The sequence below is a fragment of the Flammeovirga sp. SubArs3 genome (assembly GCF_947387565.1).
GTDB lineage: Bacteria > Bacteroidota > Bacteroidia > Cytophagales > Flammeovirgaceae > Flammeovirga > Flammeovirga agarivorans.
In genome coordinates this window covers 867,717-882,648 of record NZ_CANDOA010000002.1, presented here as the reverse complement: position 1 = coordinate 882,648, position 14,932 = coordinate 867,717, and the positions used below count along the sequence as shown (strand labels likewise).

11 protein-coding genes are annotated in these 14,932 nt (G+C 33.3%); 4 read left to right on the top strand and 7 right to left on the bottom strand.

Translation table 11 applies throughout. From position 1 onward, the window contains the following. Nucleotides 1-43: 43 nt before the first annotated feature. Together QL232_RS08225 and QL232_RS08220 are read left to right on the top strand one after the other, a co-directional pair. Nucleotides 44-2,302, top strand: a complete 2,259-nt coding sequence (locus tag QL232_RS08225) for a SpoIIE family protein phosphatase (protein WP_281613747.1) — start codon at nucleotides 44-46, stop codon at nucleotides 2,300-2,302. A gap of 118 nt (nucleotides 2,303-2,420) precedes the next feature. Further along, complete coding sequence (locus QL232_RS08220; RefSeq protein WP_281613746.1) at nucleotides 2,421-2,984, top strand: hypothetical protein; 564 nt, start codon at nucleotides 2,421-2,423, stop codon at nucleotides 2,982-2,984. A gap of 43 nt (nucleotides 2,985-3,027) precedes the next feature. Here the strand turns inward: QL232_RS08220 and QL232_RS08215 are convergent, their stop codons facing one another. The 5 genes from QL232_RS08215 to QL232_RS08195 form a co-directional block, all read right to left on the bottom strand. Then, a complete protein-coding gene (locus QL232_RS08215; RefSeq protein ID WP_281613745.1) occupies nucleotides 3,028-3,645 on the bottom strand; it encodes a hemolysin III family protein in 618 nt (205 codons plus the stop codon). A gap of 107 nt (nucleotides 3,646-3,752) precedes the next feature. Beyond that, on the bottom strand, nucleotides 3,753-7,214 hold the full coding sequence (locus tag QL232_RS08210; protein ID WP_281613744.1) for a CHAT domain-containing tetratricopeptide repeat protein: 3,462 nt from the start codon (nucleotides 7,212-7,214) through the stop codon (nucleotides 3,753-3,755). Nucleotides 7,215-7,602: 388 nt separating this feature from the next. Then, nucleotides 7,603-8,913, bottom strand: a complete 1,311-nt coding sequence (gene nqrF / locus QL232_RS08205) for an NADH:ubiquinone reductase (Na(+)-transporting) subunit F (RefSeq protein WP_168881014.1) — start codon at nucleotides 8,911-8,913, stop codon at nucleotides 7,603-7,605. 153 nt (nucleotides 8,914-9,066) lie between these two features. Further along, nucleotides 9,067-10,371: an ABC transporter permease gene (locus QL232_RS08200; RefSeq protein WP_168881013.1), complete on the bottom strand. Its 1,305-nt coding sequence runs from the start codon at nucleotides 10,369-10,371 to the stop codon at nucleotides 9,067-9,069. Continuing rightward, nucleotides 10,364-11,302: an ATP-binding cassette domain-containing protein gene (locus QL232_RS08195; protein ID WP_168881012.1), complete on the bottom strand. Its 939-nt coding sequence runs from the start codon at nucleotides 11,300-11,302 to the stop codon at nucleotides 10,364-10,366. Before QL232_RS08195 ends, QL232_RS08200 begins: the two co-directional genes overlap by 8 nt. A gap of 259 nt (nucleotides 11,303-11,561) precedes the next feature. Here QL232_RS08195 and QL232_RS08190 point away from each other — a divergent pair, with 259 nt between their 5' ends. Continuing rightward, the gene (locus QL232_RS08190) at nucleotides 11,562-11,768 is read left to right on the top strand and encodes a hypothetical protein (protein WP_168881011.1); all 207 of its coding nucleotides are present in this window, start codon (nucleotides 11,562-11,564) and stop codon (nucleotides 11,766-11,768) included. A 256-nt stretch (nucleotides 11,769-12,024) separates the two neighbouring features. Continuing rightward, nucleotides 12,025-12,615, top strand: a complete 591-nt coding sequence (locus QL232_RS08185; RefSeq protein ID WP_281613743.1) for a YtfJ family protein — start codon at nucleotides 12,025-12,027, stop codon at nucleotides 12,613-12,615. Between the two features lie 81 nt (nucleotides 12,616-12,696). Here QL232_RS08185 and QL232_RS08180 read toward each other — a convergent pair whose 3' ends face one another. Then, complete coding sequence (locus QL232_RS08180; protein ID WP_235958252.1) at nucleotides 12,697-13,887, bottom strand: RluA family pseudouridine synthase; 1,191 nt, start codon at nucleotides 13,885-13,887, stop codon at nucleotides 12,697-12,699. A gap of 253 nt (nucleotides 13,888-14,140) precedes the next feature. Continuing rightward, the gene (locus QL232_RS08175) at nucleotides 14,141-14,902 is read right to left on the bottom strand and encodes a tetratricopeptide repeat protein (RefSeq protein ID WP_281613742.1); all 762 of its coding nucleotides are present in this window, start codon (nucleotides 14,900-14,902) and stop codon (nucleotides 14,141-14,143) included. Nucleotides 14,903-14,932 lie beyond the last annotated feature (30 nt).

The following is a 14,932-nucleotide window of genomic DNA, read 5'->3' as shown; positions in this document are numbered from 1 at the left end:
CATCGATTCTAAACAGACTAAATACATTTAAAGATCAACTAACTTGGGTAATACATTACATTTTAGGACTAATACATCTATACTAATACTGTTATTTTTCATCATCAATTCTGTTTATGCACATCAACAACAAAGTGATGAACAATTGAATTTAATGAATGATGATACAGAAAAGGTTACTTTTCTTACTTCAACAGCATTAATGGAACAAAAGAAGAATCCTCATCATCAGAGCAAACCATTGATGCTTGCTAATAAGGCTATCAAGCTTGCTCGTAAGATTAATGATGAAAACGCACTTCTTCAAGCATACAATACCAAAGCCATTTTGTTTCGTGAGTTTTCTACTTTTGATCAAGCTATTGATTACCATAAGAAGGCAATCATTATTGCCGAAAAGAATTTAGAAGAAGCCAGAAAGATAGAACTTTACCTTGATCTTGGTGCCACCTATAGAGCAAGTCATAATTTTGTAGAAGCCAAAGATATCTTCACAAAGGCGCAAGAGCTCTCACATACTCTAAAAATGTGGGAGTATGAAGGTATTTCGCTAATTAATATTGGCTTTATGTACTTAGATCTAGACGAACCTAAAAGTGCTCAACACTTTTTCATGGAGGCAGAAAAGCTATCCAGTGAGCACCAACTTACAGATCTGTATATAATTGCAACAATTGGTATTGGTAAAACTTATATTCCTTCAAATACCAACAGCGAGCGTAAAAAAGCGAAAAAATATTTCTCTGCTGCCATCAAATCTTCTCAAAAAAGAAAGAAGCAATTTTTTGAAGGTATTAGCAACATTGATTTAGGCCGTATCTACCTGAAGGAAAATAAGATGACCTATGCCTATAATTATTTTGTGAAAGCTGTAAAGCAATTAAAACCTTATAAAGAAAAAGAGTACCTATCAGGAGAATATAGAAGTTTAGATGACCCTTTGAATTTCAACCGATATTATGCGGAAGCTATTTCATATCAGAACTCACTAAAATATTACAGAGGGGAAATATCTTTAAGTCAATATAATCAAGCGGTAAAAGAAGAGTTAGAGTTATTTGGAAACCCTGATCAAGAAGAATTGGAACATCTTAGAAATGCTCTATCTGAACTCAAACAGCATTATTCATTTCTAGACTCTATCAACCAATTGGATGAAGAAGAAGCTGCCAGGTTATTAAAAGATTATTTGGACCGACAGAAAGAGAAGTTGAAAAACCTAGAAGATGACAAATCATATCTTAGACACTTGCTCATTGAAACAGAAAAAATAGCAACAGAGAAAATAGTCATGCTGGAGCAGAAAAATCAATTACAAGAAGCTTTAATCTCTAAACAAAATTGGATTGGTATCTCCTTAGTTCTTCTAGTTATTTTTATCGGTACTATTGGTGGATATCAATATAAAATCGTAAATGATAAGAAAAAGGTTAACCGAGCTTTATCACAACAAAATGAAAAAATATCAGAGCAGAATGTAGAAATAAAAACTACAGCAGATCAGCTACAAAACGCACTATCCACATTACAAATTCAGAATAAAAAAACCAATGAAAGTATTCTTGCTGGCTGGAGAATACAGAATGCTATGCTACCTGCCAACCAACAATTAGATGATATCATACCTAAGCACTTTGTATTATACAAACCAAGAGATATTGTTTCTGGAGATTTCTATTGGGTTGGAAAAGAAAAAGAACATACGATCATTGCTGCTATCGATTGTACTGGACATGGTATACCAGGTGCATTTATGTCAATGTTGGGTAATGCATTATTAAACCAAGTAATCAATGTAGAAGGAGCAATTTCTCCAGATAAAATACTTACTAAATTAGATCAATACATCGCTGAAACTCTACATCAAGGGTTAAATAATGATTCAAGAGAAGGTATGGATATCGCACTTTGTGTGATCTCTCCTGATCAACAGTCATTACAATATGCAGGAGCTAAAAATCCATTGGTATTAGTTAGAGATCGTCAGCCGATGATCTATAAAGGTGTCAACAGGCATGTTGGAGGAAACCGAAGTAGTAAGAAAATGATTGGTTTTAATAAACATGAAATCACTATTGAACCTGGAGATATGTTCTATATTTATTCAGATGGCTATCAGGATCAATTTGGCGGACCGGACAATAAGAAGTTTATGAGAAAGCACTTAATTGCTGAGTTCTGTGAAATAGCACACCTTTCTTTAAATGAACAAAACACTCACCTAGACGACACTTTTGAACATTGGAAAAAAGACAAGAAACAGATTGATGATGTGCTAGTTATGGGCTTTAAAATCAGCTAAATAAAAGAATATCAATAAAGCATTATAGTTTAAAAAGATAATTGATTGCATTACTTATAGATCAATACTGTTTTTAGTTTATTGGGTATATTATTTCACCCAAGTAAGACCAATAACAATGAGATCTAGCTACCTTTTCCTTTCTTTTTTACTATTATCTTTTTTCGGATTTGGACAAGAAATAGATAAGTCAAAACAGATTAAATTATTCAAAGGTATTTACACTGAGATGACTGGAGATCAAGTCTCAGAGTACTTACTAGAAACGCTTAAAACTAAGAAAAATGTAAATGGTGATTATCGAATCAATTTCTTAGATGAAGATGCTTTTTTATTACCTGTCTTTGAACATAACAAGTTAAAAAAGGTACAAATCATCTTTAAAAATGAAGACATAGAGGCGATAAAACATAGTTTAGTTCATATTGAAAGTGCCTTTAAAGAATCTGATGGCTGGACAGAAGTAAAATCAGAGGATTATGTTTGGCTATTCTATAAAAAGTTGGAAAAGAAAATTGATTCAAAAAATCAGATCGCTGTATACTCTTTAGGTATCTATCATGATGAAATAGGGCATCGCTGGCATGCGATATTACATATTGCTCCTAGAATGGAAGATGGAGATGATTTAGACCAACAAATGGTAGATAAAAAGAAAACACTGATTGATTCAGATTTATAAAACATAAAACCCTTTCTAATTTAACTTAGAAGGGGTTTTATGTTTAAGTATATAAGTAAATGCTTAGAAACATAAATAAGCTTCCTAAAAGCACAAATAAATGCCAAATAACATGGTTATAGGGTAATTTCTCCCAAATATAAAAGATAACTCCAATGGAATAAGCGGCCCCGCCTGCAATTAAGTACCAAAAGCCTTCTTGCAACTCAGAATGTAACTGCCCCATTTTAAAAACAGCTAACCAGCCCATCGCTAGGTAAGTGATATTCGATAACCAAGCATACTTCATTTTAAAGAATAGTTTATAAACCATCCCTACTAAAGCGACACTCCATACGATGATACCTAATATTACTCCTCCATCATTTTCTAAGGATAAAAAAGCAAAAGGTGTATAAGTACCCGCAATTAGTAAAAAAATCCCGCTATGGTCCAAACGCTGCAAATATGATTTCACTTTTTCAACAGCTACAAGATGATACATCGTTGAAGAAAAGTATAAAGAGACCATACTTGCACCAAATACACTGTAAACGACATATTCAGTTGTTGATTCTGCTTTAAAAAGCAATAGTATCAAAGCAACTATACTCAATACCACTCCAAGTCCATGGGTAATAGAGTTCCAAATTTCCTCTTTGTCTCTTGTGATAATATGCATAATCAGGTTTAATTATTGAATAAACATTCACTTACATAATTAAAGACAATAGAGAATCTGATTATGTGTATTAAAATTCGTTAAAAGACTGATTTTTAAGAAATTTTCTAATGAACCAACACAAAAGCACCCCAATAGTAAGGATCCTTATATTCTTTCATTAATTGTAATTGAGCATTTCTGAAAGCTTTATCAATATCATTCGTTAAAAACCACTGATTATAAAATTCGTTCATCAGTTTCTGTGTTGCAATATCATCAACACTCCATAAACTCATAATAATCGATTTTACACCCGCGATACTAAAAGCATACTGTAATCCAGAAATACCATCCCCATCAGAAATATCAGATACACCAGACTGACATGCTGATAATATCAATAATGAAGTATTTTTAAGGTTTAGCCCTTTCACTTCATAAGCGGTTAATATTCCATCATTACCAGATGCATAGATATCTTCTAATGATTTTTCTTGATTAGAATTGACTTCTGTAAAGAATAACCCGGACTTTAGCAGTTGATTTTCAAGAATTGGATTAATCATCTCATCCATGTAGATACCATGTGTAGCAATATGCATAATTGCTGGAGATGAACTTAATTTCTTGATATTTCCTTCCGTTGCTCTTGCTTGGTAATACGTATTTACTTTCCAATCCTTGCTTTTGAAAAGCTTTTCAGTGTTCTCCAACTCTGTTTTTGTTCCAGGTAAATTAGGTAAGAAGAAACTATACTTCTCTTGGTCAGCACTAGATTCTTCTACTTGACGAGTTGCTTGTTCGCTTACCTCTCCTTCAAAAATTGGGTTGCCAAACAGGCATATTTCATTGTTCTTAAGGTTATTCAGGTATTCTGATTTATTAATTTCAGAAGTACTGATAACCAATTGAATATCCTTTTCTTCGATTAAGAATTTATCTGTTTCTTTATTATGAAGCACATTAAGATTGATAGCATTATAAATACCATCTTTACTTAAGTAGATTTTATCAATTGTTGGTGATAACTCATTTAAACCTTTCTGAATTGGCTTCCAATAAAAGTCATAAGCATTCACCGTCTTTTCCGACTTTTTCTTGTACACTAGAGACCTTGTTCGAGGAGCCGTTTCTTTGTTATAAGCTCTGAAAAGATCATTCTCCATAATTTTCGCATTGCCAATTGGAATAAATTTAGGAGTCTTACAGTCAGAGGATACGGCAATTGCAACATAAAACTCTTCTGTTGGGTTAATACTTTTCAGTTTAATGATCTCAACAGCTACCTCATTTTCTTCTAATTTTGCCTGAACATCTTTCCAACTTAGATATCCTTCAACATCCAAAGAGTCTTTATTTGCTTTTGCTGCAAAACCTATTGACTTCTCAAGGTTATTGATACGATCTGTTAGCATATAAGTATCAATATGAAGATCATTCCTTTCTTTTATTGAGAAGAAATTGGCTGTTGCAAGTTTAGATTTTTGCTTATCCAATTCTTCATAATAATAAGGGAAGTTCATCTTACTTCTATACTTACCTAATTGTTCAATCTTACGTTTTCTTAACTCGGCTTCTTTTAAGAAATACTTACGGTAATTAAGTTGAAGGTCATAACATTTTTCTACCATCAACGGGGATTTAAAACCCTCACTTTTAATCATTAAGCTAAAGAAGTAATTAAAAATTCCAGAGGTATGATGGATATAGTTTATTTTTTCATCTTCACTTTTAAAGTTTAATTGGGTATCATATTGGTCAAAGCGCATATCAACTCCTTTAATTGCCAGCATTCTTGCTTCTTCCCATTCTCCCAATAATGCCTTCACATAAGCAACTCTACCCAGAAATCCTGGCCAATACACAGATTCCTCAGAAAACTTACCCTTTAAAACCCTAAATTCATCCAATGCACTACTCAGTTCATTTTTCTCAATAAACATCGCTCCTGCCTGATCAATAATTTTTATACGTTGGTACTGCATTTCATCAATACCATGACGGTTAGCTACATCTATGGCTAAATGAAAATAAGAAGCTGCAGCATTGTATTCCTTTTTTCTTTTAGAGATTGCTCCTTTTAAGGTATTTGATTTTATAAATAAAGGATGATTGGGATTAATAAAACGAGTTAGGCTATCTTCAATACTTGCAATGTTTTCCATTGTTTGCTCCTCATTAATCATATTCTCAATTAATTGAGCATTTAATAAAGTAAGTTTTAAGTCCAAATACACTATACTTACTTCCATTCCTCTTTTCTTAAGGAATCTTATTTCAGAATCACAAAGTCCTATGGCATTTTGGATTCTCCCTAAGGTTACAAAAAGGTCTGTAAGTGTCGTGATCGCCTCGCTATAATACTTCGTATAAAATACCTTTTCCTGACGAACCAATGATATCAATTCCATTAATTTTAATTCCGAATTGATGTAATCACCTTTTAAGAAATAATAGTCTCCTAATACTTTTAAGTGGAAGAAATAAAGGTCTCTAACCGTTGTTTTCTCTATTTCTACCTTTTCTAAGTAATCCTCTATTTCTAAAGGTTTACCTTTTTGTAAATAAACATCAGCAATACTTAAATATAAATCTGCTTTTAGGTTGTTATACCCTTTCAGTTTACTGACTGTTTTATCAACTAAACCATAATATTTTAAAGCTTTGTCTAGATAACCAGTATCAGCCATTAGCTTACCCAAACCTAAATAGGCTCGCATAGTAGCTAAATGAGTTTCTCCAAAATGTTGTCTTCTATGGTCAATTAACTGCTCATAGAAAGAAAATGACATTTTATAATCATTACTTATATAGCAATGTTCTGCTAAAGCTTGTAGTAATGTCGAGTAAATGGGACTATTTTTTCTATCTTTCTCTATTAATGATTTTTGAGCAGATTGTAATAATGGCAATGCTTTTTCAGGTTTATACCAATCAGTATATAACTTGGCAAATTGAATATTCAACCACTCCATAGTAATGACATTATCTACTTTTGAATGAGAAATAATGTCTTCTCTACTTTCAATAAATTCTATTGATTTCTTAAAATAATCTTCACTTTTCTGAAACTCACCTAATTCTCTATTTAGGATAGCTCTATTGATATTACAAAGATTATAACCTGGGTATTCGCGAGTTAAAGTCTTATAATAGATCATTTCAGCCTCATTTATAAGAGGAAAAGCTGCAAATGAATCTCCAATACTTACTTTACAATAAGCCAAATAATTCAAAGCCATCGCATAATCAGGATACAACCATCCTGAAGACTTATCCATTACAGCAATGGATTTTTCTAAATGCTTGATCGCATCTTTGTACTCATAATGGATAATAGACAATTCAGAAGCAATTAATAGTGGAATGACAATCTCAATGGATTCATCACCATATTCGCTTTCAGTTACTTTTAACCATCGATTAACTAATTCTTTCGCTTCAACAAGCTTTCCTTGTTCTTGAAGTAATTTAATGGTGTCTGGGGTAATTTCTTCATATGTTAAAGGAATCTCATTAACAGCTGAAGCATTAGGGGTAGCAAACAAATTAAATACAAGCAGAAAGCAGAAGATATATTTTATCATGCTTTTAATGTTATTAGGTAGAAGTTGGTATTGACTAGACAGAATCAGTAGTCGGATAATATAATATGTTCGAGAGTTTAATTGTATGCAAGCATACTTAAATTAAGTTACAAATTTATAATATAATAACAAGAAAAACAGCTTATTAAAACATTTATTAAATAATATATACTTCTTTAAAAAATAGTAAAAGTAGTTCGTATTTGTACTTTAAGGCCGAATGTGTATAGAAATCGATATTTCTATACCTAAAAATAGCTAATGGGTAAACTACAGCATTTCAATTGACAATGCTATGTTTTGAATATCATCAATAGTTCTTTATAAGATAGATACAAAAAAAGGCTGTCCTTTCGAACAGCCTTCTTTTATATATTTTATGTATTGATTAACCACCGAAGTCGTCAAATAATACATTCTCTTTCGGTACACCGAAGTCATCAGTCATCTTAATTACCGCTGCGTTCATCATTGGAGGACCACAGAAGTAGAATTCGATTTCCTCTGGCTCATCATGTTTCGATAAGTAGTTGTCGATAAGAGCTTGGTGAACGAAACCAACGAAACCGTCGCCTTCTCTATCATCCATGTCTTTTTTAGGCACCCAGTTATCCTCTGGAAGTGGCTCAGACAATACTTTATAGAAACGGAAGTTCGGGAATTCTTCCTCGATCTTCTTGAAATCTTCTTCGTAGAATAATTCTCTACGAGAACGACCACCATACCAGAACTGTACCTTACGGTCAGTTTTTAATGTATGGAATAAGTGGAATAAGTGTGAACGCATTGGCGCCATACCTGCACCACCACCTACGTAAATCATTTCAGCACCAGTGTCTTTGATGAAGAATTCACCATAAGGACCTGAAACAGTCACTTTATCACCTGGCTTACGTGAGAATACATAAGAAGAACAGATACCTGGATTAACATCCATCCAACCGTTTTTCGCTCTATCCCAAGGTGGAGTTGCGATACGGATGTTCAACATGACGATGTTACCTTCTGCAGGGTGGTTAGCCATTGAGTAAGCTCTGAAGATCTCCTCATCGTTAACCATTTTAAGATCCCAAAGACCGAATTTATCCCATTCTGGTTGGTATTCGTCTGGTTTCTTACCCATACGAGGGTGAGCAGTGATATCGATATCTTTAAAATTAACTGTTACCTCAGGTACGTCAATTTGGATATAACCACCAGCTTCAAAATCTAATGTTTCACCTTCAGGAAGCTTCACTACGAATTCTTTAATGAAAGATGCTACGTTGTAATTAGATACAACTTCACATTCCCATTTCTTAATTCCGAAGATTTCTTCTGGTATTTGAACTTGCATGTCTTGTTTAACTTTAACTTGACAAGCAAGACGAACGTTTTCATGTTGTTCGGCACGAGATAAGTGACCTACTTCGGTAGGGAGAACATCTCCACCACCGTCTGTAACGCGACATTTACACATCGCACATGTACCACCGCCACCACACGCAGAAGGCAAAAAGATCTTTTGCGCTGAAAGTGTAGTTAAAAGTGTTGAACCCGCTGCAACAACTACAGGATTAGATTCATCGCCGTTAAGTACAATCTTAACGTCGCCACTTTGGACTAACTTCATCTGAGCGAACAGAAGTACAAAAACCAAAAACAGGATTAGGACCGTAAAGGCCACAATCGCTGCAGGTACTACTACTGATAGTTCCATAAGTAAAAATTTGTGGAAAGATAAGTGTTTTAAACATTTCCTTAATTGGCTACAAATATAAAAGGCATCTTCCCTTTTTAAAAGGAAAAATGCCTTAAAAAAAAGACAAAAACCAAATATTTAAAGATGTTGAGATTTTATTTGATGTTATCTTTAATCATTTCTCAATAGCCACTTAAAAATTTCTCCGTATGTTGGCTTTTTACCATAGGTAAGTAACCCTATACGGTAAATTCTAGAAGCAATCCATAAACTAAATAGAAAACCTCCTAGTAATAATACCATTGATAAGACCACTTCTCCACCAAAACCAATGAATGGCATTCGAATAATCATCACCACTGGAGATGTTAATGGTATCACAGAAAACCAAAATGCCAAACTCCCTTGAGGGTCTGAAACAATACCACCCGACAATGCTATAGCTAAAATTAATGGCATTGTCACTGGCAACATAAACTGCTGTGTATCTGTTTCATTATCCACACTTGCTCCAATAGCTGCAAATAAAGACGCATACATTAGGTAGGCAAATATAAAGTAGTATACAAACACCATGATGATAGAATAGAAATCAAAATCATGCATCATGTAATATGCTTTTGAAAGACCATCCACCTCCAAATTAGCAGCTTGAGGATTATTCATGTTTGCTTGTTGGATTTCTTCATATGGAATTTCAACAAAATTTGATAAAAGAGTAATGGTTACAGTACCTAAAATGATCCACAAAACTAATTGTGTCAATCCAACAGCACCAACACCGATAATTTTACCCAACATTAATTGAAAGGGTTTCACAGAAGAAACAATCACTTCAACCACTCTACTGGTTTTCTCTTCCAATACTCCTTTCATCACCATTGTAGAATACATGAAGACAAAAAAGTAGATAATTAACCCACCAATGATACCTACAACTGTAGAAATAGCAACATTACTATTAGATTCTTCACCTTCCTCATTCAAACTTATAGTTCTGATTTCAACAGGCTGATCCAGTGATAATATCTGTTTTTGAGTAACACCCAATTTCGGTAACCTTAAGTCTCGTACTCTTTCTAACAATTTTCTTTTTAACTCAGAAACAACCTTAGCACCAAGGCCTTTGGATTCATAGAGCAACACTCCATCGGCATGTTCTGCTGTAAAATCTCTTGGTATATGTAGAAAACCATCGATATCTCCGCTACTTAGTTCGCTTTTCCCGACATCTGATCCACCTGAAATACTGACAAACCTAAACAAATCAGTTTCTTCATTTACCAACTCTGTAAAAAGTCCAGACTCGTCTAAAACGGCTATATCTTTTTGTTCACCATCAGAAATGCTGGCCCAAATAATCACACCGTAAAAAGTAGCAATCATTAAAGGTCCTAATATCGACATAATGATAAACGACTTCTTACGAACTCTTGTAATATATTCTCTCTTGATTATGAGTAATACTTTATGCATCCTGATTTGAATTAACTAATTCTTTTACATTTCCTTTTTTAACCGCCTCAATAAAGATATCATGCATACTAGGTATATTCTCTTGAATACCAAGAACAGTAGTTTTCTTTATTACTTCTTCTAATAGCTGATTTGGAGAGCACTCCTTCAACCTAATAGTTTGTTTATAACCATACAACTCCTGTTGAGTGGGATGAATAAGTTCATGTGGAGTGGTTACAATTTCAACTGGATCGGTAGTAAGAAGATCAAACTGATTATTTCTGTATGCTTTCTTGATTTCAAGTTGAGTCCCTTCAATTACTTTCTCAGACTTATTAATCAAAGCAATTCTATCACATAATTCTTCTACGGATTCCATTCTATGGGTAGAAAGAATGATAGTAGCACCATCTTCTCTTAATCTTAATATCTCGTCTCTAATTAATTGGGCATTCACAGGATCAAAACCCGAAAATGGTTCATCTAAAATAAGTAATTCAGGCTCATGGATAACTGTTGAGATAAATTGAACCTTTTGCTGCATCCCTTTCGAAAGATCTTCGACATTATGAGCATGCCAAGGTTTTAACTCTAAGCGATCTAACCAATATTTTGTTTTCTGTTTTGCTTCTTTTGAAGACATTCCTTTTAACTGAGCAAAATATAGAATCTGCTCAGCTACTCCCATCTTTTTATAAAGGCCTCTTTCTTCTGGCAGGTACCCCATCTTATAAACATCAGCTGGAGTTAATGCTTGACCATTAAAAAGAATTTCACCTTCTTCTGGTGTGATAATTTGAGTGATTGATCGTATTAAGGAAGTTTTACCGGCTCCATTTGGGCCTAACAATCCATAGATACATTGTTTGGGTACACTAAGAGAAATGTTATTTAAAGCGGTATGATTTGCATACTTTTTAGAAAGTCCGTTTACTTCTAGTATGTTCAATTTTGATGTAGATATTAATTAATTAAGATTTTATAGTACGCAATTTAATGGATTTGATCGTTTTTTTTGTTTTTTTCTTCAAAGAGGCTAAATAGTGTACATCAACTAGTTCATTTAGTGATTATTAGCTAAATTACATATAGATCTAAAAGAAAAATGAATGGATTCTCGGACAATTGAGAGAATCTTTAGCTACTATCTAAATCTCTATTTTTTCAGAGATAACTACGTTTTGTTAAACCTAATATTACTACTTACTATGTTAAGATCCCTAAAAGCACGCTATGGTTTCCAGCGAACCGCAGCTAAGCCTAAAGTAAATCAAGAGTTAGAAGGCTTTGATATTAAAATCAACAGTGCAGGTGAAATAGAAAGCTCTTACTCGATTGATCAACTCAATGAATTTCTGAACAGAAAAGTGTATGACAAAAAATTGAAAAACGACGTAAATTCAGAAAATCCTTAAAACGAAATTTCATAAACTATTGACCTCTTACATAAAAGAGGTCTTTTTTTGTTGTTAAAAAACATTGCACAAACAAGGGATAACCCCCTGATTATCCATCACTTTACTGTGAAATATAATTAATTCAATATCAGTTATTATTAAAAAAGGATAAAATAATAACTGCCTAAATGAATAGTAAACAAATACGAATAGATCCAACTCAAGAAAAAAGAGTACCGTTCTAAAAAGTATATCATTCAAAAACAGAATCATTATGAAACTTATTTATCAACTTACTATACTCTCCCTATTTACGTTTTTTGCCACGTCTGTTAATGCTCAAGAGACATTAAAAAGAGGAGACAAAATTGAGAAAGTCGATATAAGAGACTTAAATAATAAACCTGCTGTTACACCTGGTATTGGAGAAAAAGTTACATTAATCTTTTACCCAGATCCGGATAAACCTTCAATGAACGAATACTTTATTGAAGAAGTAAAAAAATGGAAATTCCCTGAAGATGAATATATAGCTTATGGTATTGTGAACCTTGCAGATTCACCTTTTCCTAACAGTGTTATACGTTTTATGACGCGTCAGGTAAGAAAGAGATCAAAGCAAGAAGCTGATGCTTTAATCCTTACTGATCCAAAGAGATTTATTCAAGATGCTTGGAATACAGGCGATTGTAATAATGCATTCTCAATTTTATTAGTAGATGCAGAAGGTACAGTACTGTTCTGGAAAGCTGATGAAATGACAGAAGAAGAAGTTGATTTTGTGATTAATGAAATCAGAAACAATGTTTCAACTTCTCATAAATACACTGAAGAAGAAATGAAGCAGTTTGAATTATCTAAATAATAATTCCTGCTAGACTTAGTTATATTACCCTTTGCAATCAAAAAAAAATAGGCTGTCGCAAAATTGTGACAGCCTTATTTTTTAACTATATCTTAAATAATCTTCCCAACGTTTGAGAAGCTTTTGCATATCTTGAGGTATCTCAGAGTTAAACTGCATCCATTTCTTTGTCACTGGATGTTCAAACCCTAAAGATTTAGCATGTAATGCTTGTCTTGGGCAGAGTTTAAAGTTATTCTCTACAAAAGTTTTATACTTACCAGTACGTTCACCTTTTAAGATTTTATCTCCACCGTACATGGCATCTGAAAATAAAGGATGACCTAAATGTTTCATATGCACACGTATCTGATGAGTTCTACCTGTTTCCAATTTACACTCTACTAAGCTCACATAACGTAAGTTTTTCAATTCTTTATAGTGTGTAATAGCATGTTTACCTCTAGTAGTATCATCTGGTAAAACAGTATACATCCTTCTATCTGAATCTGAACGACCAATCATTGACTCAATGGTACCTGTCGTTTTATCCTCTGGGAAAGTACCCCATACAATTGCTTGGTAGGTACGTTCAATAGTATGGTCATAAAACTGTTTGGCCAAGTGAGTTAGTGCATTTTCATTTTTTGCTACTACTAAAAGACCAGAAGTGTCTTTATCGATTCTATGCACCAACCCCGGTTTATCTTCACCATTAAATGAAGTAGGTAATCCGTTGAAATGATAGATCAATGCATTGACTAACGTTCCAGATGTATTGTTAAACCCTGGATGCACAACCATACCAGGTTTTTTATTGACGATAAGAAGATCTTCATCTTCATATACAATATCTAATGGAATATTTTGAGGCTCTAATTCTTGTGATCTAGGTTTTGGCATAAATACCATTACTACATCACCTGGCATTACTTTGTAGTTAGGTTTTACCGGTAAACCATTAACGACAAAATGACCTTCTTTTAACCCTGTTTGAATTCTATTACGGGATAAATTAGGGATTCGATCCACAAGGAATCTGTCAATTCTTAAGGCAGTTTGTTTGGGATCAACTTCAATTCGAAGCTCATCAAATTGTCGTTCTGACAGTAAATCTTCTTCCGTTAGGTTAAAATCTTCAGGTCTAAAGTAACCGTCATTGGCCTCATTATTTGTTGCTTTTGAAGAGACTTTTTTTTCTTTTTCGTCTTCCAACATCTTTTGTTTATTATGATGGTTTAAATCGTCATTGTTCACAAAATTGCTTGTCCCGCTCATATCTCTTTCAGTCATGTATAGTAAGTATCAAGTTTATAATAGGTTTGAGAAATTTAGCCTAATTAGGCTTTTATTTAAGCTATGTTCTATTGAATGACAGCATCATCAACAGTAGAATTAGAATATTTAAATAGTAATGATAAACTTATAACGAATAACAGCTATAGGTAATATAATGTAAAATTATAATTCCTAAAACACTGCGTACGCAATACTTACAACTTATGTAATATTTCTTACAATGATTCTTCGAAATATGAAAAAGACTTTATGATTTATCGTTTTGTGAAGGCAACTTAAATCCGTTTTTGATAAAATCAATGAACTCTTTAAAAACTGCTTTGTTCGTAAAAACACTTTTCACAATACCCCAATAACCGTTTTCAGTATTATTTTCCTGTTGTATTTTTTGCAGTACTTCTCTTTCCTGAATCAGTTTACGTTGATGTTCTTCCTGCTCTTGTTTCTCTTTTTTCCATTCGTCTAAAAGGTCTGAGACATCAGAACGTTCTGGGTTTAACCCTTCGTAACCTACTAAAGCATTTGATTTATCATAAGACTCTTGTGCTTTGTCTTTGTATCCTTGTTGCTCATGGATAATTCCTAAGTTATTATGAGCAATAGCATCTTCAGGATCTAATTCAATTGCCTTTTCATAGTCAGCAATTGCTCCCTCCACATCTTTAATATGTGCCTTTATAAATGCTCTACTTGAATATCTATATGGATTATCTGGCTCTAATTGCTGTGCTTTATCAAAATCTAATAAGGCTCTTTTTGAATGCTTTTGCATATGAAGAATGATACCTCTATGTGCAAATAAATCAGCATTCAAAGGCTGTAAATCTATTGCTTTGTTGATATCTGCAATTGCTCCATCAAATGCCTTCATTTTGTATCTAGCAACTGAACGATGGTAAAATGCACCCACATTTTTATCATCCTGTGCAATTACTTTGTTCAAATGAGAAATCGCTTCTTGTAACTCTCCTTTCTTGATGAGTTCGATCGCCTGACTATATTGTTCCATTTTGTTAATCCGTGAAGTGTGCCTTCTCCC

Excerpts from the sequence above, each read along its gene's own strand:
- QL232_RS08215 (WP_281613745.1), bottom strand. The coding sequence starts at position 3,645 with ATGCATATTATCACAAGAGACAAAGAGGAAATTTGGAACTCTATTACC.
- QL232_RS08190 (WP_168881011.1), top strand. The coding sequence starts at position 11,562 with ATGTTAAGATCCCTAAAAGCACGCTATGGTTTCCAGCGAACCGCAGCT.
- nqrF (WP_168881014.1), bottom strand. The coding sequence starts at position 8,913 with ATGGAACTATCAGTAGTAGTACCTGCAGCGATTGTGGCCTTTACGGTC.
- QL232_RS08175 (WP_281613742.1), bottom strand. The coding sequence starts at position 14,902 with ATGGAACAATATAGTCAGGCGATCGAACTCATCAAGAAAGGAGAGTTA.
- QL232_RS08210 (WP_281613744.1), bottom strand. The coding sequence starts at position 7,214 with ATGATAAAATATATCTTCTGCTTTCTGCTTGTATTTAATTTGTTTGCT.
- QL232_RS08180 (WP_235958252.1), bottom strand. The coding sequence starts at position 13,887 with ATGACTGAAAGAGATATGAGCGGGACAAGCAATTTTGTGAACAATGAC.
- QL232_RS08185 (WP_281613743.1), top strand. The coding sequence starts at position 12,025 with ATGAAACTTATTTATCAACTTACTATACTCTCCCTATTTACGTTTTTT.
- QL232_RS08220 (WP_281613746.1), top strand. The coding sequence starts at position 2,421 with ATGAGATCTAGCTACCTTTTCCTTTCTTTTTTACTATTATCTTTTTTC.
- QL232_RS08200 (WP_168881013.1), bottom strand. The coding sequence starts at position 10,371 with ATGCATAAAGTATTACTCATAATCAAGAGAGAATATATTACAAGAGTT.